We start from the raw sequence: 18,180 nt of genomic DNA on the forward strand, positions 1-18,180 counted from the left end.
TGGGACGGGCCTCCGGCCGCCGTAGTGTATCAACTGATCCAGAAATGGTAGGCTCGCGCCATGGCGCGCACCAGGGAGTTCGACATCGACCAGGCTCTCGACCGTGCCATGGACCTGTTCTGGCGCCGCGGCTACGCGGCGACGTCGCTCCAGGACCTGCTGGCCGAGCTCTCCATCGGCAGCGGCAGCCTCTACGCCGCCTTCGGCTCCAAGGACAAGCTCTACGCCCGCGCCCTGGAGCGCTACTGCTCCCGGTACGCCGGAGGCCTCGTCGAACTGCTCGAGAACGCGGACGAGATCCGCCCCGCCGTCCGCACCGCGCTGGAGCAGATGGCCGAGGCCGACCTGGAGGACCCCGAACGGGGCTGTCTGCTGGTCAACGCCGCCACCGAGCGCGGCGACGACCCCGACACCGTCGACCGCGTCACCGTCACCATGCGCCTGCTGGAGTCCGCCCTCGCGGCGGCGCTGGAGAAGGCGAAGGCCCGGGGGGAGCTGTCCGCCGACAAGGACCCGGTGGAACTGGCCCGCTTCCTCACCACCTTCGTCCAGGGCCTGCGCGTCGTGGGCCGGGCCCGCCTCGGCCGGGCCTTCGTCGAGGACGCCGTCGGGACCGCCCTGCGCTCCCTGGACTGAACGCGCCGGACCCGCCCGGAACCGGGGCGGCGCCCGGCGGTGTCCCCCTCACCATGGGACCGATCGTCACCGGCGTCCGCAGGCTCGTGCTCTTCGGCTGGACGGAGGCACGCTGCTGCGCCTTCGCCGTCGCGCTCATGGCGGGCGTGGCCGGCTCGCGGCTGCTGCCGCCGCTGCCCGTCGCCCGCTACGACCTGCTGCTCTGCTACGGGGTGGCGCTCAGCGCGCTGTTCTGGGCCTGCGGCTGGGAGCGCGGCCGTGACGTCGCCGTCATCGCGGTGTGCCACGCCGTCGGGCTGCTCTTCGAACTCGTCAAGGTGCACCTGGGCTCCTGGAGCTACCCCGAACCCGCGCTCACCAAGTTCGGCGGCGTCCCGCTGTACGGGGGCTTCCTCTACGCCGCCGTCGGCAGCTACGTGTGCGCGGCCTGGCGGCTGTTCGAGCTGGGCCTGACCGGCTACCGCCGCCGCGCCATGACCATCCTGGCCGCGGCGGTGTACCTCAACTTCTTCACCCACCACTGGCTGCCCGACGCGCGGTGGCTGCTGGCCGTCCTGCTGCTCTGGACGACGGCGGGCACCTGGGTGCACTTCACGGTCGACGGGGTGCGCCTGCGGATGCCGCTCGCGCTCTCCTTCGTCCTCATCGGCTTCTTCCTCTGGGTCGCCGAGAACGCCGCCACCTACGTGGGCGCCTGGCGCTACCCCGACCAGGAGCACGGCTGGGTGCCGGTCTCCCTCGCCAAGTTCGGCGCCTGGGCGCTGCTGATCAGCGTCACCTTCGTCGTCGCCAGTCGCGCAGCCGGTGCCAGGCCTCCAGGCCGTCGGGCACCCATTCCCACTCCGGCAGGAGGCGTTCCAGTTCCTCCTCCGTCACGAAGTCGTGCCAGGCGACCTCCTCGGCCTGCGGCACGACCGGCAGGTCGCAGCGCACCTCATACACCCGGGACCACCAGGTGTGACCCGCCGCCGCCCCCGTCCCCTCGTACAGGAAGCTGAACAGCGCCGTCGGACGCGGCAGACCGCAGACCCCCAGCTCCTCCTCCGCCTCGCGCAGCGCCGCGTCGTCGTACTCCTCGCCCGCGCCCACCACACCGCCGACGAACATGTCGTGGAGGGCGGGGAAGACCAGCTTCTCCGCGGTGCGGCGGTGCACGAACACGCGCCCCTCGCCGTCCCTGGCCAGGACGAAGACGCAGCGGTGCCGCAGGCCGCGCGCGGTGGCCTCGCCGCGCGTCGCCCGGCCGACCACCCGGTCCTGCTCGTCCACGATGTCCAGCAGCTCGTCCGCCGAGCGCGGAGCGTCCTCCATGGTGCCTCCGTCCGTCGCGGTGCCCGTGGGCCGGGTACGCGCCCAATGATCGGCCCCGGGGCGGGTTCCGGCCAAGCTGCCCGGCCCGGGCCCCGGCGCCGTCGTACCGCGCGCAGAATCGGGGTCATGACGACCGCTCACACGAAGGTGCCGGGCCCGGCGGGGGTGCCGCTGCTCGGGTCGATGTTCGACCTGCTGCGCGAGCCCCTCGACACCTACGAGCGCGCGCGGCGCGACCACGGGGACCTCGTCCGCTTCAGCGCCGGCCCACCGGGGCTGCGCGCCGAGGTGCACGCGGTGTTCTCACCCGAGGGCGCCCAGCAGGTGCTGGCGACCGAAGCGGCCGGCTTCCGCAAGGACAGCCCGTTCTACGAGGAGGTCCGGCAGTCCTTCGGCAACGGGCTCCTCACCAGCCAGGACACCGACTACCAGCGGCAGCGCAGGCTCCTGCAGCCGCTGTTCACCCCGCGCCGCGTCGACGGCTACGCGACCGCCGTCACCGCCGAGGCCGCCGCCCTCGTCGCCGACTGGCACGACGCGCCCGACGGCACCGTCGACGTCCTGGAGGAGATGCACGGCCTCACCCTCCGCACGATCGCCCGCGTCCTGTTCGGCGGCGCGATCGAGCCGGCCGTCGACACCGTCCGCCGCCGCATGCCCGTCGTCAACGACTACGTCCGGCGGCGCGGCTTCGCCCCGGTGCGGACCCCCCGCCACTGGCCGACCCCCGGCAACCGGAGGGCGGCGGCCGCCACCGCCGAGCTGTACGCGGTCTGCGACGCGATCATCGAGCGCCGCCGCGCGGAGGGCGGCGACGGCCAGGACCTGCTCTCCCTGCTCGCCTCGGCCCGGGACGAGGACGGACGTCCCCTCGACCCCGCGGAGATCCGCGACCAGGTGCTGATCTTCCTTCTCGCCGGCCACGAGACGACCGCCACCTCGCTCGCCTTCGCCCTCCACCTGCTCGCCCGTCACCCCGAGGATCAGGCCCGGGCCCGGGAGGAGATCGACCGCGTCCTCGGTGGACGCGTCCCGGCGGCCGCGGACCTCGACGCCCTGCCCTACCTCACGGCGGTCCTCAAGGAGGCCATGCGCCTGTACCCGGCCGCGCCCGTCATCGGCCGCCGCTCGGTCGCCGCCGCCCGCATCGGCGGCCACCTCGTCCCGGCCGGCGCGGACGTCATCGTCGTCCCCTGGGTGATCCACCGCCATCCCGGCCACTGGCCGGAGCCCGGGCGCTTCGACCCCGGCCGCTTCACCCCGCAGGCGGAGGCCGCCCGCCACCGCTACGCCTGGCTCCCCTTCGGCGGCGGCCCCCGCGCCTGCATCGGCAGGCACTTCTCCCTGCTGGAGTCCGTGCTCGCCCTGGCCGTGCTGCTGCGCGGCCACGAACTCACCGCCGTCGACCAGGACGTCCCGCTCGGCGCGGGCATCACCCTCCAGGCCCGCGGACCGGCCCGCTGCCGCCTCACGCCCCGCGCGGGGGTGTGACCGGCGGGCCGGACCGCGCCCGGACCCCGGGGCCGGTCCGCCGGAACCCTTCATCCGCGCACGCCGGGGCCGGTAGCGTGCCGCACGCGGGCGCCGCCGCTCCGTTCGCGCCGCGACGAGGCGTGTGCGAGCGTGGCCGGAGGCGTATCCGCACACGCCGCGGGTAGGGAAACGGGCCCCGAACGGTCCTACGGGAGGCGAGTGATGAAGCGACCCAGGATCCTGGTCGTCGGCGGCGGCTTCGCGGGCATGGAGTGCGTGCACCGGCTGGAGCGGCGGCTGACCCAGGACGAGGCCGAGATCACCCTGGTCACGCCCTGGAGCCACCAGCTCTACCTGCCCCTGCTCCCGCATGTCGCCGCCGGTGTGCTCACCCCCCAGGCGGTCGCCGTCCCGCTGCGCCGCATGGTGCACCGCAGCGAGGTCATACCCGGGCGGGCGATCGGGGTCGACCCGGCCGCCAAGGCCGTCGTCATCAAGAAGATCACCGACGAGGAGCTCGTCAGGGAGTACGACTACCTCGTGCTGGCCCCCGGAAGCGTGACCCGCACCTTCGACATCCCTGGCCTCGCCGAGTACGGCCGCGGCATGAAGACCCTGGCCGAGGCGGCGTACATCCGCGACCACGTCATCGCCCAGCTGGACCTGGCGTCCGCCACCACGGACCAGGCCGAGCGCGAGTCGCGGCTGCAGTTCGTCGTCGTCGGCGGCGGCTACGCGGGCACCGAGACGGCCGCGGTCCTGCAGCGGCTGACCACGGCGGCGGCCAAGCGCTACCCGCGCCTCGATCCGGCCCTCATCAAGTGGCACCTGATCGACATCGCGCCCCGTCTGATGCCCGAACTCGGCGAGAAGCTCGGCCTGAAGGCGCTGCAGATCGTCCGAGAGCGCGGGGTCGAGGTCTCGCTCGGCGTGTCCGTCGCCGAGGTCACCCCCGACACCGTCACCTTCACCGACGGCCGCAAACTGCCCTGCCGCACCCTGATCTGGACCGCCGGCGTCGCGTCCAGCCCGCTGGTGACCACGCTGGGCACCGAGACCGTCAAGGGCCGGCTCGTCACCGACCCCGAGATGTGCATCCCCGGCGCCGACGGGGTCTTCGCCCTCGGTGACTCGGCCGCCGTCCCCGACCTCGACGTGGGCGGTGGCGCGGTCTGCCCGCCCACCGCCCAGCACGCCATGCGGCAGGGCAAGGCCGTCGCCGAGAACGTCGTCGCGGCACTGCGCGGCCGCCCCCTTCAGCCGTACCGGCACAAGGACCTCGGACTCGTCGTCGACCTCGGCGGGATCGAGGCGGTCTCCAAGCCGCTCGGCATCCCGCTCAGCGGCCTCCCCGCCCAGGTCGTCGCCCGCGGCTACCACCTCGGCGCGCTGCGGACCTTCCCCGCGCGCTTCCGCGCCGCCGCGGGCTGGTTCCTCAACGCCGTCGCCGGGGACGACTTCGTGCGCACCGGCTTCCAGGCCCGCAGGCCGGCCGCGCTGAAGGACTTCGAGGTCACCGACATCTACCTCTCGCCGGAGGAGATCCGCCGCCACGTCGAGTCGCTGCGCGCGACGGCCGCCTGACCGCCCCACACGTGCACCGCCCCCACCCACATCTGAACACCGACACCTGAACACCGACACCGCTGACGGCGAGGGACATGACCCAGCGACGTGAGACCCTGCGCATCGCCAACTGCTCCGGCTTCTACGGCGACCGCCTGTCGGCCGCCCGCGAGATGGTCGAGGGCGGCCCGATCGACGTACTGACCGGTGACTACCTCGCCGAGCTGACGATGCTGCTGCTCTGGAAGGCCCGGCAGCGCGACCCCGAAGCCGGCTACGCCCTGTCCTTCCTCGCGCAGATGGGCGACGTCCTCGCGACCTGCCTGGACCGCGGCATCAAGATCGTCGTCAACGCGGGCGGGCTCAACCCCGCAGGTCTTGCCGCGAAGCTCCGTGAACTGGCCGCCCTGGCGGGGCTGACCCCCTCCGTCGCCCACCTGGAGGGCGACGACCTGCTCGACCGGCTGCCCGGACTCCAGCGCGAGGGCCACCCGTTCGCCCACCTGGCCACCGGACTACCGCTCGCCGACGCGGACGTGCGCCCGCTCACCGCCAACGCCTACCTCGGCGCCTGGGGCATCACCGAGGCGCTGCGCGCCGGGGCCGACGTCGTCATCTGCGGCCGCGTCACCGACGCCTCCCTGGTGGTCGGTCCCGCCGCCTGGGCCTTCGACTGGGCCACCGACGACTGGGACCGGCTCGCCGGCGCGGTCACCGCCGGGCACATCATCGAGTGCGGGGCCCAGGCCACCGGCGGCAACTACTCCTTCTTCACCGAGGTCGAACGGCCCGTGCGCCCCGGCTTCCCCATCGCCGAGCTGCGGCCCGACGGCTCCAGCGTCATCACCAAGCACGCGGGCACCGGGGGAGCGGTCACCGTCGACACGGTCACCGCCCAGCTGCTGTACGAGATCGACCGCCCCGCCTACCTCAACCCCGACGTCGTCACCCGCTTCGACACCGTGACCCTGGAACAGGAGGGTCCCGACCGGGTCCTGGTCTCCGGCGCCCGCGGCGAACCCGCCCCCGACACCCTCAAGGTGTGCCTCAACCACCACGGCGGCCACCGCAACACGGCCACCTTCGTGCTCACCGGCCCCGACATCGAGGCCAAGGTCCGGTTCGCCGAGGCGTCCCTGCTCGACGCGACCGGCGGCCCGTCCGGCTTCGAGACGTACGACGTCCGCACCGAGGCCACCGCCACCGGCGCCCGGCTCACCCTCACCGTCAAGGACCCCGACAAGGACAAGGTCGGCCGCGCCCTGTTCGGCGCCGTCGTCGGCACCGGCCTGTCCACCGCGCCCGGGCTGCACATGGAGCACTTCTCGCCCAGGCCCACCGAGTACGGCGTCCACTGGCCGGCCCTCGTCCCCGCCGCCCTCGTCCACCCCGAGGTCGTGCTGCAGGACGGCACCCGTGTCCCCGTGCCGCGCCCGCCCGTCACGTCGGTACGCGTCCCCGCGCAGCCCCCGGCCCCGCCCGCCCGGCCGGCCGAGGGCCCCACCGTGCGCGCCCCGCTGGGCCTGCTCGTCGGCGCCCGCTCAGGCGACAAGGGCGGCGACGCCAACGTCGGCCTGTGGGCCCGCGACGACGCCGCCTACGGCTGGCTGCGCGACTGGCTGGACGTCGAACGGCTGCGCGCCCTGCTCCCGGAGACCGCCAAACTCGCCGTCAGCCGCTACGAGCTGCCCAACCTGCGCGCCCTGAACTTCGTCGTCCACGGCCTGCTCGGCGACGGCGTCGCCGCCTCCACCCGCCCCGACCCGCAGGCCAAGGGGCTCGGCGAGTACCTGCGCGGGCTGGAGGCCGACATCCCCGCGGTGCTCGTCCCCGCGCCGCGCCGCGGGGCATGATCGCGCCATGAGCAACCTCGACCTCCATCCCGCGCCCGCCACGTGCGGCGGACGTGCGGACGTGTCCGCGAAACCCGTCCACGACCTGCTCACCGGACGCCTCGTGCCGCTCGGCGAGAGCAGCGTCGTACGCCGTCTGCTGCCCAACCTGGGCCGCCGCATGGTCGGCGCCTGGTGCTTCGTCGACCACTACGGTCCCGACGACATCGCCGACCAGCCCGGCATGCAGGTGCCCCCGCACCCGCACATCGGGCTGCAGACCGTCAGCTGGCTCCACGAGGGCGAGGTGCTGCACCGGGACACCCTCGGCAGCCTGCAGACCGTGCGGCCGAGGGAACTGGGCCTGATGACCTCGGGCCGGGGCATCGCCCACTCGGAGGAGTCCCCGCGCGAGCACGCCCGCCTCCTGCACGGCGCCCAGTTGTGGGTCGCCCTCCCGGACGCGGCCCGGCACCGCGAGCCCGCCTTCGAGCACCACGCCGACCTGCCGGTGCTGCGGGGCGGGGGCGTCGGGAGCGGCCTCACCGCCACGGTGATCCTCGGCGAGGTGGACGGCGCGGCCTCGCCCGGCACCGTGCACACGCCCCTCGTCGGCGCCGACCTCGCCCTCGCCGCGGGCACCGACGTGACGCTGCCGCTGGAGCGGGACTTCGAGTACGCGGTCCTGTCGATGTCCGGCCGGGCCGACGTCGACGGCGTGCCCGTCGAGGCCGGTTCGATGCTCTACCTGGGCTGTGGCCGCACCGGACTGCCGCTGCGCGCGGACGTCGACGCGGGCCTGATGCTGCTCGGCGGCGAGCCGTTCGAGGAGAAGCTCGTCATGTGGTGGAACTTCGTCGCCCGCGACGGCGAGGAGATCGTCCGTGCCCGCGAGGAGTGGAACACCGGCAGCGCCTTCGGCACCGTGCACGGCTACGACGGCGACCGCCTCCTCGCCCCGGAACTCCCCGCGACCCCCCTCAAGCCCCGCGGACGCGAACGCTGACCGCTGCGCGGCGAGCCGGTTCCGTGGCCGACCTCCCGGGTGCGCCCGGTTCGTGGGGGCGTCGCCCGGCCGCGATGGGCCCGCGTCGCATCCGCGTCGCCTCCGCCCACCTTGCGGGCGCGTTAGCGCTGTGCCGACCGCGTGGCCTGCGTCCTTTGGCGTCGCCCTGGCCGGTTGCATGGGGCGCGCCGAGGCGTGCGGCCGTGTGAACTCGCTTGCCGGGCAGGGCTTCTGGGCGCGTTCGGTTTCCCGAGGTCCGCGCGCGGCGGCGGCGGACGCCCGCTGGGCACTGACCGGCCGTGTGCGCTCCGCGAACTCGCCCACCGCCTCGGCGTCCTGGGACGTCCGGCACGCCGATGCCCCGCTCGCGGCGGCGGGCGTACTCCGGATACTGCCCGGCCGCGAGGGGCCCGCAGTCCTCTGCGCCGCCGTCGCGGCCTGCGCGGAGGTGCGCCGCGCAGTCGCCCTGGGCGGTTCCAAGGGGCCCCCGAGGCGTGCGCGAACCCGCCCACCGGGCCGGTCTCCTGGGCGCGCCCGGTTCGCGGTGGCGTCGCCCGGCCGACAGGGACCCGCGCCGATCTTGCGGCCTGCGCGGCTGTGGCCGGCCTCGAACCTCTTGGAGGGCCGGCGCCCCCGCGCGGGGTGCGGGCGCGTCGTGCTGCTCTGCCGCGGAGACCTGAGGCCCCTGGCGTCCCCCTCGCGATCCGTGCGGCCTTGGTGCTGCGCCGCACGCCTGGCCCGGTCGGATCCGTGGGTCCCGCCGAGGCGTGCGTGTCACGCGAACTCGCCCACCGCGCGGCCTTCCCAGGTGCTGTTCATCCGGGGGTCTTCGGCTGTGAGGTGCCCGAGGACTCGGTTCCCGCGCCGGCTCCCAGGCCGACATCGCGGATCGCCCGGCAGTGGCCATGGGGTCCGGACCGGCCGGGTCCGAGGCCCCCCGACGCGGAGGCGCCGCGTGCACACGCGGACCGCACCGGGCGGCCGGTGGGCGCCGTCCGGTCGTCACGGCCGCGAGGCGCCGGGGGTCCCGCGCCGCCCGCCGACACGCGCCCGCGCCGTCAGACGCGGAAGACCGCCCCGACGAACTCCGTCAGCAGCCGTTCCTTGAGCGGTACGGGCAGTGCGTCGAGCAGCGCCAGTACCGGGGCCATCCGGCGTGGCAGCCCGGTGCCGCCGCCCATGCCGGCGAAGGCCAGTACCGCCTCCACCTCCTCCGGTCCCAGGGTGGCCGGGTCGAGTTCCGCAGCGAACCGCGCGACCGCCGGGTCCACCGTCACCGGGTCCAGGGCGCGGGCCGCCTTCAAAGCCGCGTCCAGGTCGGTGAGGAGCGCGTGCACCAGACCGGCCGCCGCGGGGGTCAGGGTCAGGTGCAGATTGGGCGGCAGCCCGTCGAAGGACAGCTGCGGCTGCAGGTACCAGCCGCGTTCGCGCATCTCGTCGGCGAGGTGGAGGAGCAGGCTCAGGTCCGGCGTGCCGTCGGCGCCGAGCAGTGTGAACGCGACGAGCCCTGCCTGGGGATCGCCCAGCACCCGCACGCCCTCGACGGCGCGCAGCCCCGGCAGTAGCCGGTCGGCGGCCGCGGCGGTGCGCTCGGCCAGCGCGCGGTAGCCGTCCTCGCCGATGTGCCGTTGCACGGCCCACGCCTGGGCCAGCAGCCCGGCAGACTTGGTGCCCTGCACGGTGGGGTTGACCACGGGGTAGCCCGGCCAGCCGGCGTGGGCGAAGTACTGGTGGCGGCGCAGTTCGGCGTCCCGGTAGAGCACCACGGAGGCGCCCTTGTCGGCGTAGCCGTACTTGTGCAGGTCCACCGAGAGCGAGGTCACCCCGGGCACCGACAGGTCGAAGGCCGGCACGTCCCGTCCGGCGCGTCGCAGGTAGGGCAGCAGCCAGCCGCCGATGCACGCGTCGACGTGGCAGAGCACGCCGCGGCCGGCCGCCGCGGCGGCGATCTCCGCGACCGGGTCGACCACCCCGTGGGCGTACGAGGGGGCCGAGGCCACCACCAGCGCCGTGCGGTCGGTGATCGCGGCCGCCACGGCCGCCGCGTCGGCCCGCAGCGTGTCCCGGTCCACCGGCACCACCACGGTCTCCAGGCCCAGGTAGGCGGCGGCCTTGTGGAAGGCGGCGTGCGCGGTGGAGGGCAGGACCAGCTGCGGCGCGGTCACCGCGCGCACCGCGCGGGCGTGCTCCCGGGCGGTCTTCACGGCCAGCAGGATCGACTCGGTGCCGCCGCTGGTGAAGGTGCCCTGGGCACCGGGCGTGCCCAGCAGCGCCACGGTGGCGGCGATCAGGTCGTTCTCCAGCCGGGCGACGCTGGGGAAGACCGTCATGTCCAGCCCGTTGACGGTGGCGAACGCCGCGTACGCCGAGGCGGCCAGCTCGTCCACGCCGGACAGCCCGGAGTCGTAGACGTACGCGAAGGTGCGGCCGCCGCGGGTGGGGGCGTCGTCCGCGCGCAGCTCACGCAGCTGCGCCAGCACCTCGCCGGCGGGGCGGCCCTGGGGGAGGGCGGGGGAGGGAACGGGCTCAGTGGGCATGGTCCTCGGTGTCCTCGGGCGGGTCGGTGCGGGCGGGGGTCTGCGGGGCCGGGCCGGAGTCCACGGGGTCCTCCCGGTAGCGGTGGAGCAGCCACAGGCTCGCGGCGGCGAGCACCGCGGGGAGCACGCTCATGCCGGCGGTGATGCCGGTCAGGGCCGAGTCCGGCTGGTCGACGTGGTGCGCGGCGTCCGAGGAACGGAACCCGCTCACCGCCAGCACCAGCGCGAAGGCCCCGGCGCCCAGCGCGAACGCCAGCGTCTCGGCGGCCGTCCACAGCCCGGTGAAGGTGGCCGCCCTGCGCCGCCCGGTGCGGACCGCGTCCGCGGCCAAGGTGTCGGCGAGCATCGTCAGCGGCAGCAACTGCAGCCCCGCGTAGGCGATCCCGACGGCCGCGACCGCCGAGTAGCCGAGCCCCGGCCCCGCGTACGGGGTGAGGGCCAGCAGGGTGGCACCGGCCACGAAGAGCAGCGAGGCGCACCACTGCGCGTACGTCACGCCGCGCACCCGGGCCAGCCGGTTCCACAGCGGCATCACCAGCACCAGCGGGCCGATCATGCAGACGAACAGCGGGGTGACGGCCCCCGCCGAGCCGAGGGTGTACGTGGCGAAGTACTGGACCCCGGCCAGCATGATCCCCACGGCGAGCGCCTGCAGCGTCCACATCCCCATCAGGAACAGGGAGCACCGCCACGTAGCCCGCGGCGGCGGCCCCGCGCAGCGGCGGCGCCGCGAAGACCAGCGCGAACAGCGGCGGCAGCGTGAGCGCCCCGGCCAGCAGGAACGGCCGCCGGGAGCCGCCCTGCAGCCGGCTGCGGTCGGCGGCCGCGCCCACCAGGGGGTTGACCAGCACGTCCCACGCCTTGGGGAGGAAGACGGCCGCGCCCGCCACGGCCGCCGGGACGGCCAGCACATTGGTGAGGTAGTAGAGCAGGATCAGGCCCGGCACCGTGCCGAAGGTGCCGGTGCCCAGCGATCCCAGGCCGTAGCCGATCCGCACCTGCCGGGGCAGTGGCGGGGCGGACGCTCGGCCGGCGTCCTCGGCGGGTGCGGAGGGCAGCGTCTCGGACATGGCTCCCCTGCGGGTCCGGGTCGACTCGGGGCGGCGTACGCGATGGCGTGGCGTACGCGACGGCGCGGCGTGCCGTGGCCGGACGCCGCGCCGTCAGGCGTAGGAGATCACGCCGACCCGGGACTCGGACAGACCCCTGAACAGGTCAGTTCACGAAAAGGGCCGGTCCCGCCACCACCCGGCCGGCGACCTCGCCGAAGCCGATCCGGGTGCCGTCCGGCCCCGGGGCGGTCGCCGAGATGGCGAGTTCGTCGCCGTCCTCCAGGAACGTCCGCTTCGTGCCGTCCGTCAGCACCAGCGGCTCCTCGCCGTTCCACGTCAGTTCGATCAGCGCGCCCCGCTGCTCGCGCCGCGGGCCGCTGATGGTCCCCGAGGCGAAGAGGTCGCCCGCCCGCAACGAGGCGCCGTTCACGGTCATGTGGGTGAGCATCTGGGCGTACGTCCAGTACATGGTGGAGAACGGCGGACGGGAGACGACCTCGCCCCGCAGCCGGACCTCCACGGCGATGTCGAGCCCGCGCGGCTGTGTCCCGGCGTCCCGGTCGTCCAGGTAGGGCAGGATCCCCACGTCGTGCGGCGGGGGGTCGACGCGCGCCGCCGACAGCGCGTCGAGGGGGACGACCCACGGGGAGACGGAGGTCGCGAACGACTTCCCGAGGAACGGGCCGAGCGGCACGGTCTCCCAGGCCTGGATGTCGCGGGCGGACCAGTCGTTGAGCAGGCAGACCCCGAAGACGTGCTCCTCGGCCGCAGCCAGCGGCACCGGCTCGCCCTGCGCGGTTGGGCCGCCGACGACGAAGCCGAGCTCGGCCTCGAAGTCCAGCCGTTCGCACGGCCCGAAGGACGGAGCGGACAGGGCGGCGCCCCTGCGCTGCCCGTTCGGCCGGACCACCGGCGTCCCCGACACGACGATCGTGCCGCTGCGGCCGTGGTAACCGATCGGCAGATGCTTCCAGTTGGGGGGCAGCGGCTCCCCGTCCGGGCGGAAGATCCGGCCGACGTTCGTGGCGTGGTGCTCCGAGGCGTAGAAGTCGACGTAGTCCGCGACGTCGAACGCGAGGTGGAGCGTGACGGAGCCGCGCGGCAGCAGGTGCGGCTCGACGGCCGCCCGGTGGGCCTCGTCGGTCAGCCAGGCGGTGACCAGCGACCGCACCGCCGTCCAGGCCGAACGCCCGGCCGCCAGCAGCGGGTTGAGCGTCGGCGCCGTCAGCAGCCCGGCCTCCGGCCCGGCCGTTCCCGCTCCGGCGGCGCGCGCGGCGGCGCCCGCGTCGAGTACGTGGTCTCCGATCGCGACGCCGATCCGGCGTTCCTGCGGACGGTCCGCGGTGGTGAACACCCCGTACGGCAGATTGTGGACGCCGAAGGGGGAGTCGTCCGGCACGGCGACCCAGGTGGGGGCGGCCATGGCACCTCCAGATACGTCGGGGCCGCGCTTCCTCGCGCGGTCGGCTCACCCTAACGTCCAGCGTGGCCTTCGCCGCTGTGCGGCCCCGCGTCGGTAGTCTCGCCGGACATCACCCGTTCCGCCCCATTCGTGAACGAGGAGGACGACGATCAGCCCTCCCGGGAACCAGCCCCAGGAAGCCGACCAGCTGCGCGAACTGCTGCGCCGGCCGGCGTACCGCAGGACGCTCGTGTTCTCCGCGGTGATCGGCATCCCGGTGTCCTTCCTGGCCTTCTGGTTCCTCGTCGCCCTCCACGAACTCGAGCGGCTGCTGTGGGAGGTGCTGCCCGGGCACCTCGGCCTGCAGACGCCCCCGTGGTGGTGGCCCCTGCCGCTGCTCACCCTCGCCGGTGCGATCGTGGGCCTGGTCGTCACCCGCATGCCGGGCCGTGGCGGCCACGTCCCGGCCGGCGGCTTGCACACCGGCGGGATGGCCACCTCCGCCCTGCCCGGCGTGGTCCTCGCCGCCCTGGCGGGCCTGCCGCTGGGCGCGGTGCTCGGACCCGAGGCCCCGCTCATCGCCTTCGGCGGCGCACTGGCGCTGCTCTTCCGCGACCTGGTCCGCTCGCCGGCGACACCGCAGACCAACGCGCTGCTCGGCGCGGCCGGTTCCGCGGCGGCGATCGCCACGATCTTCGGCAACCCGGTGGTGGCCGCGGTGCTCCTGATGGAGGTGGCCGGGGTCGGCGGGCCCCAGCTGTTCGCCGTGATGCTGCCGGCCCTGCTCGCCAGCGGCGTGGGCGACATCGTGTTCACCGGCTTCGGCCGCTGGACGGGGCTGAAGACCACCCACCTCGACATCGGCCTGCCCCGGCCGCCCACGCTCGACGCGGGCGACGTGGCATGGGGCGTGCTGCTCGCCCTGGCGGTCGGAGTGGCCGTGCACCTGATCCTCACCGGCGGCAAGGCCGCCGCGGTGTTCGTCTCCCGCCGGCCGCTGCCGCACACCGTGCTCTGCGCACTCGCCGCCGGCGTGTGCGCCGCCGTGTACGCCCTGGCCACGGGCCGCACATCGGAGGAGGTCGCCTCCTCCGGGCAGGAGGCGCTGGCGCAGATGGCCGCCGACCCGCACGCCTGGCCGGCCGGCGCCCTGGTCGCGGTGCTGCTGTGCAAGGGCGTCGGCTACGCGCTGTGCCTGGGCAGCCTGCGCGGCGGCCCGATCTTCCCCTCGCTCTTCCTCGGCGGCGCCGCCGGGCTGCTGGCCGCCCCGCTGCCGGGTTTCGGGGTCGTACCGGCGATGGCGGCGGGCATGGCGGCCGCGGGTGCCGCCGCGATGCGCCTGCCGGTGAGCAGCGTGGTGCTCGTGGTGCTCCTGCTCGGCAACACCGCATCGGTGCCGGTGGTGGTGCTGGCGGTGGTCGTCGCCTTCGTGGCGGCCGAACTGCTGCCGCAGGGCCCGGACATCCCGCCCCTGCCGCCGCCCGGCGGCGGGCGGCCGCCCGCGTCCGGCACTGCGCCACGGCCCGCGTCGTCGCGCCCCTGAGGAGCGCCGGGTACGCGAACCCCGGCAGGCTTCACCATGGTGCCGGTTCAGGGGGCCTCCGCCTGGACGCGTCCGGTGCGGACGGCGTCCACGAGTGCCCGGTGGTCCCGTTCGTTCTGGTCCGCGTACGCCTCGGCGAAAGCGGCGACGGCCCGGTCGAAGACGTCGGAACCTCCCAGGTACGCGGCGATCGCGATCCGGTCCCCGGACCGCGCGTGCGCCCGGGCCAGCGTGGCGCCGCACACCTCCCCGAACAGCGTCATCGTCCTGGGCACCAGGCTCTCGGCCACCACGATGCCCTTCCAGTCGCGCAACTGCCGTACGTAGAAGTCCCGCTGCCGCCCGTCGATGCCGTGGAGGCGTTCCCAGCCGAGGAAGATGTCGCTGGTCGCCTGCATCAGGCGCTGCCCGGCGACCACCCGCTCGCCGTGCGTACGGTGCGGGCCGGCCCCCGCGTACGGGGCCAGGACCGACTCCTCGGCCTCCTTCGCCTGCAGGAACAGCGGATCCTCGTCGTCCTTCCCCAGCAGGAGCAGGATCCAGCAGCGGGTCCCCACACTGCCCACCCCGACGACCTTGCGCGCGCAGTCGGCGAGCCGGTACTGCTCCAGCAGGAAGCGGCGGTCGGGCTGCAGGGAGTGGCCGTACCGCTCGACCAGCCGGGAGATCTCCTTCTCCAGGGCGGCGCGGGCGTCGCCGTCGAGCAGGTCGCGCAGCGGCATCAGCAGCGGGGGATCGGGGGCGATCAGGCGCCTGCCGTCGATCACCCGGGTCAGCTTGTCGAAGACCTGCAGCGTGTCGCGCGCACGGGCCCGGGCCCGGGCACGCTCCCAGCGCGCCACGTCCTCGCCGCCCATCATCGGGGCGAACTGCTGCTGCAACCGGTCCGCCTCGAAACGGGTGTACCAGACCTGCAGGTTGCCCATCCCGGCGAAGCCGCGCATCCGCCGCCGGTACGCCCCCACCGCCGCCCGCACCACCCCCGCGCGCTCGGCCGCCGAGAAGCCATTCGCACGGCCCGCGATGACCAGACTGGCGGCCAGGCGCTTGACGTCCCACTCCCAGGGGCCCGGCAGGGTCTCGTCGAAGTCGTTGATGTCGAACATCAGCCGCCGCTCCGGCGAGGCCAGCAGCCGGAAGTTGAGCAGGTGCGCGTCCCCGCACAACTGGGCCCGCAGGCCCGAGCGGGGCGTGTGCGCGAGGTCCCCGGCCATGACCGCGGCCGCCCCGCGGTAGAAGCGGAACGGCGACTCGGTCATGCGGCCGTAGCGGATCGGCACGAGCTCCGGCACACGCCGGGCCGACTGCCCCTCCACGACGTCCACCGGATCGGCCCGGTCCGCCGCGGGCGCGTACTCCGCGTGGGCGGAGCGCGGCGTCCTCTTGCGGGCCGCCTTGCCGCGCGCGGCCCGCTCCCCGGGCGAACTCCACCGGGCGTCCACGGTCATCGCGGTCACCGTCCTCCGGGCCGCACGGAACTCGCCGGGAATGCGTGGGTGCGCCGGCCCCCTCAAACGTAAGCCCGGCCCATGGGCCCGGCGAGCCGGACCCGGGGCCGCGGAGTTGTGCCCGCGGGCGGCCCCGGTGACCATGACCCCATGGACGCGGCCGGCCATCTTCCGGGGCCCCCGACCCCCGGCGGGGGCGGCGATGGTCCTTGACCTCGTCCTGATCGGGCTGGCCGTCACCCTGTTCCCGTTCCCGCTGATGGCGTTCGTGCTGGTGCTGAGCACCCGCGGCGGGGCGTGGAAGGGTCTGGCCTTCATCATCGCCTGGCTGGCCTGCCTGGTCGCGGTCGTCGCGGCGGTGCTGCTGCTGACCCAGGGCAAGCCCCCGGAGCCGAAGTCCTCGCCCTCGACGGCCGCCCTCGCCGGCAAACTCGCCGTCGGCGTCGGGCTGGTGGGCTACGCCGAGCACCGCAGGCGCCGCGCGGCGCGTCCCCACCGGCCGTCCCGGATGACGAGCCGCCTGGAGCGGGTCTCCGCCTGGTCGTCCGCGGGCCTCGCGGTGCTGCTCCAGCCGTGGGGACTGGTGGCGGCGGGCGCCGCGACCGTCGTCGAGGCCGACCTGTCCCACCTCGAGTCCTACCTGGCGCTCATGGCGTACTGCCTGATCGCCAGCTCCACCCTGCTGACGATGGAGGTCTACACCCTCGTCGCCCCCGACTCCGCCCGCGTCCGGCTGCGCGTCCTGCGCACCTGGCTCGACGGCCACCAGGACCAGGCGATCATCGGGCTGTGCCTGGTCATCGGGCTGGTCCTGGTCGCCAAGAGCCTCTACCAGCTCACCGCCTGAGCCCGTCTCCGCTGCGCCGCGCCGAGTTGCCGCCCCCGCCTGTCGCGGGCGTAATGCAGGGGTGGACATGATCCATGTCCGTGCGGTGAGCCCGCCGGACCTCACGGACCGGGCGCTGACCGCGCTCGGTGCCGATCCCTGCGTGCTCAACCTCGTCCTGCTGCGCGGCGGCGCCCGCCACCCGGACGGCGACGCCATCGAGTGCGACGTGCTGACCGGCGCCGCCAACACCGTCCTGCGCGGGCTGCGCGAACTCGGGATCGACCGCCGCGGATCGATCGTCCTCGACCCCGTCGACGTCGTCCTCTCCGACACCGCCGAGCGGGCCGGAGCGGCCTCCCCCGGCGCACGGCTGCGCACCCCGGTGTGGGACCAGGTCGAGGCCCGCATCCGCGCCGAGGGCCGCTACCCGCCCAGCTTCCACCTGCTGCTGGTCATCGCCGGGATCATCGGCGCCGTCGGCATCATCAGCAACTCGCAGATCCTCATCGTGGCCGCCATGGTCGTCGGACCCGAGTACGGGGCCATCACCAGCGTCGCCCTCGGCATCGACCGCCACGACCGCGCCCGGGTCCGCGAGGGACTCCGGGCCCTGCTCGTGGGCTTCGCGCTGGCCATCGCCGCCACGCTGCTCTTCGCCCTGCTCGTACGGGCCTTCGACCTGCAGCCGGAGGCCTTCCGGCTGGGCGTGCGGCCGGTCGCCCACCTGATCAACACCCCCAACTTCTTCTCCCTCGTGGTGGCCGTGCTCGCCGGGATCGTCGGCATCGTCTCCCTCACCGAGGCCCGCACCAGTGCCCTGCTCGGCGTCTTCATCTCGGTGACGACCATCCCGGCCGGGGCCGACCTCGGCGTTTCGCTCGCCTTCGCCTCCTGGGACGAGGCGCGGGGCTCCCTGTTCCAGCTGCTGCTCAACGTCGTCGTGCTGATCCTCGTCGGCACCGGGACCCTCAGGTGCCAGCGCGCCATCTGGCGCCGCGTCAGCGCCGGGGCGGCGGCCCGGGCCGAGGTGCGATGACCCCCTCCCGGTGGTCCAATGGCACGGGGGATGGCGCGGGGGAAGGGAGCAGTGCCGTGAGCGACGCGATCGACGAGATGGGCCCCATCGACTACGTGGTGATCGAATTCCCCGGCAACCGCATGACCGGGGAGGCCTTCCCGCTCCTGCTCGACCTCGTGGACCGCGGGCTCGTCCGCATCCTCGACCTGACCTTCGTCCGCAAGGACGCGGACGGGAGCGTCGCCGGCCTGGAGATCGCCGACCTCACCGCCGGGGGACTCGGCGAGCTCGAGGTCTTCCAGGGCGCCTCCTCCGGCCTGCTCGGCGCGGACGACCTCGCGGACGCCGCCGCCGTCCTCGAACCGGGCAGCTCCGCCGCCGTCCTGGTCTACGAGAACCTGTGGGCCGCGCCCCTCGCCGTCGCGATCCGCCGGGGCGGGGGCAGGCTCGTGGCCGGCGGCCGGATCCCCGTCCAGGACGTGCTCGCCTCCCTGGACGCCGCGGAGTCCGGCTCCTGATGACCCCTG

Annotated in this window: 13 protein-coding genes and 2 pseudogenes; 10 read left to right on the plus strand and 5 right to left on the minus strand. The window is 74.7% G+C overall.

Features of this window, described 5'->3' with window-relative positions:
- Positions 1 to 60: 60 nt before the first annotated feature.
- Both OG937_33270 and OG937_33275 read left to right on the plus strand, forming a co-directional pair.
- Positions 61 to 636 carry a TetR/AcrR family transcriptional regulator gene (locus tag OG937_33270; protein WUD76217.1) on the plus strand — a complete coding sequence of 192 codons (576 nt, stop codon included), beginning with the start codon at positions 61 to 63 and terminating at the stop codon, positions 634 to 636.
- 53 nt (positions 637 to 689) lie between these two features.
- Positions 690 to 1,436: pseudogene (locus OG937_33275) on the plus strand (DUF817 domain-containing protein).
- Here the strand turns inward: OG937_33275 and OG937_33280 are convergent.
- On the minus strand, positions 1,411 to 1,947 hold the full coding sequence (locus OG937_33280; GenBank protein ID WUD76218.1) for an NUDIX domain-containing protein: 537 nt from the start codon (positions 1,945 to 1,947) through the stop codon (positions 1,411 to 1,413). The pseudogene OG937_33275 and the gene OG937_33280 overlap by 26 nt on opposite strands.
- 126 nt (positions 1,948 to 2,073) lie before the next feature.
- Between OG937_33280 and OG937_33285 the strand changes: the two genes are divergently transcribed.
- From OG937_33285 to OG937_33300, 4 genes are all read left to right on the plus strand, one after another.
- Positions 2,074 to 3,438, plus strand: a complete 1,365-nt coding sequence (locus tag OG937_33285) for a cytochrome P450 (GenBank protein ID WUD76219.1) — start codon at positions 2,074 to 2,076, stop codon at positions 3,436 to 3,438.
- Positions 3,439 to 3,642: 204 nt separating this feature from the next.
- On the plus strand, positions 3,643 to 5,004 hold the full coding sequence (locus OG937_33290; protein ID WUD76220.1) for an NAD(P)/FAD-dependent oxidoreductase: 1,362 nt from the start codon (positions 3,643 to 3,645) through the stop codon (positions 5,002 to 5,004).
- A gap of 77 nt (positions 5,005 to 5,081) precedes the next feature.
- Positions 5,082 to 6,839, plus strand: a complete 1,758-nt coding sequence (locus tag OG937_33295; GenBank protein ID WUD76221.1) for a DUF1446 domain-containing protein — start codon at positions 5,082 to 5,084, stop codon at positions 6,837 to 6,839.
- Positions 6,840 to 6,846: 7 nt separating this feature from the next.
- Entirely contained in the window at positions 6,847 to 7,824 is a 978-nt protein-coding gene (locus OG937_33300; protein WUD76222.1) for a pirin family protein, read from the plus strand.
- 1,058 nt (positions 7,825 to 8,882) lie between these two features.
- On the opposite strand, the gene OG937_33305 is transcribed toward OG937_33300, so the two are convergent.
- From OG937_33305 to fahA, 3 genes and pseudogenes are all read right to left on the minus strand, one after another.
- Positions 8,883 to 10,361, minus strand: a complete 1,479-nt coding sequence (locus OG937_33305) for an aminotransferase class V-fold PLP-dependent enzyme (protein WUD76223.1) — start codon at positions 10,359 to 10,361, stop codon at positions 8,883 to 8,885.
- Positions 10,351 to 11,431, minus strand: a pseudogene (locus OG937_33310) (MFS transporter). The gene OG937_33305 and the pseudogene OG937_33310 overlap by 11 nt, the downstream one beginning before the upstream one ends.
- Before the next feature lie 145 nt (positions 11,432 to 11,576).
- On the minus strand, positions 11,577 to 12,836 hold the full coding sequence (gene fahA, locus OG937_33315) for a fumarylacetoacetase (protein ID WUD76224.1): 1,260 nt from the start codon (positions 12,834 to 12,836) through the stop codon (positions 11,577 to 11,579).
- A 229-nt stretch (positions 12,837 to 13,065) separates the two neighbouring features.
- Here fahA and OG937_33320 point away from each other — a divergent pair, with 229 nt between their 5' ends.
- On the plus strand, positions 13,066 to 14,358 hold the full coding sequence (locus tag OG937_33320) for a chloride channel protein (GenBank protein WUD76225.1): 1,293 nt from the start codon (positions 13,066 to 13,068) through the stop codon (positions 14,356 to 14,358).
- Positions 14,359 to 14,405: 47 nt separating this feature from the next.
- Here the strand turns inward: OG937_33320 and OG937_33325 are convergent, their stop codons facing one another.
- Positions 14,406 to 15,806, minus strand: coding sequence for a DUF2252 domain-containing protein (locus OG937_33325; protein WUD76226.1), 1,401 nt, complete (start codon positions 15,804 to 15,806; stop codon positions 14,406 to 14,408).
- Positions 15,807 to 16,008: 202 nt separating this feature from the next.
- Here OG937_33325 and OG937_33330 point away from each other — a divergent pair, with 202 nt between their 5' ends.
- From OG937_33330 to OG937_33340, 3 genes are all read left to right on the plus strand, one after another.
- Entirely contained in the window at positions 16,009 to 16,653 is a 645-nt protein-coding gene (locus OG937_33330; GenBank protein WUD76227.1) for a GAP family protein, read from the plus strand.
- A gap of 61 nt (positions 16,654 to 16,714) precedes the next feature.
- Positions 16,715 to 17,671, plus strand: a complete 957-nt coding sequence (locus tag OG937_33335) for a DUF389 domain-containing protein (GenBank protein ID WUD76228.1) — start codon at positions 16,715 to 16,717, stop codon at positions 17,669 to 17,671.
- Positions 17,672 to 17,727: 56 nt separating this feature from the next.
- Complete coding sequence (locus OG937_33340; GenBank protein WUD76229.1) at positions 17,728 to 18,171, plus strand: DUF6325 family protein; 444 nt, start codon at positions 17,728 to 17,730, stop codon at positions 18,169 to 18,171.
- Positions 18,172 to 18,180 lie beyond the last annotated feature (9 nt).

Origin of the sequence: Streptomyces sp. NBC_00510 (genome assembly GCA_036013505.1) — a bacterium.
Classification (GTDB): Bacteria; Actinomycetota; Actinomycetes; order Streptomycetales; family Streptomycetaceae; genus Actinacidiphila.

Excerpts from the sequence above, each read along its gene's own strand:
- OG937_33270 (WUD76217.1), top strand. The coding sequence starts at position 61 with ATGGCGCGCACCAGGGAGTTCGACATCGACCAGGCTCTCGACCGTGCC.
- OG937_33280 (WUD76218.1), bottom strand. The coding sequence starts at position 1,947 with ATGGAGGACGCTCCGCGCTCGGCGGACGAGCTGCTGGACATCGTGGAC.
- OG937_33285 (WUD76219.1), top strand. The coding sequence starts at position 2,074 with ATGACGACCGCTCACACGAAGGTGCCGGGCCCGGCGGGGGTGCCGCTG.
- OG937_33290 (WUD76220.1), top strand. The coding sequence starts at position 3,643 with ATGAAGCGACCCAGGATCCTGGTCGTCGGCGGCGGCTTCGCGGGCATG.
- OG937_33295 (WUD76221.1), top strand. The coding sequence starts at position 5,082 with ATGACCCAGCGACGTGAGACCCTGCGCATCGCCAACTGCTCCGGCTTC.
- OG937_33300 (WUD76222.1), top strand. The coding sequence starts at position 6,847 with ATGAGCAACCTCGACCTCCATCCCGCGCCCGCCACGTGCGGCGGACGT.
- OG937_33305 (WUD76223.1), bottom strand. The coding sequence starts at position 10,361 with ATGCCCACTGAGCCCGTTCCCTCCCCCGCCCTCCCCCAGGGCCGCCCC.
- fahA (WUD76224.1), bottom strand. The coding sequence starts at position 12,836 with ATGGCCGCCCCCACCTGGGTCGCCGTGCCGGACGACTCCCCCTTCGGC.
- OG937_33325 (WUD76226.1), bottom strand. The coding sequence starts at position 15,806 with ATGACCGTGGACGCCCGGTGGAGTTCGCCCGGGGAGCGGGCCGCGCGC.
- OG937_33330 (WUD76227.1), top strand. The coding sequence starts at position 16,009 with ATGGTCCTTGACCTCGTCCTGATCGGGCTGGCCGTCACCCTGTTCCCG.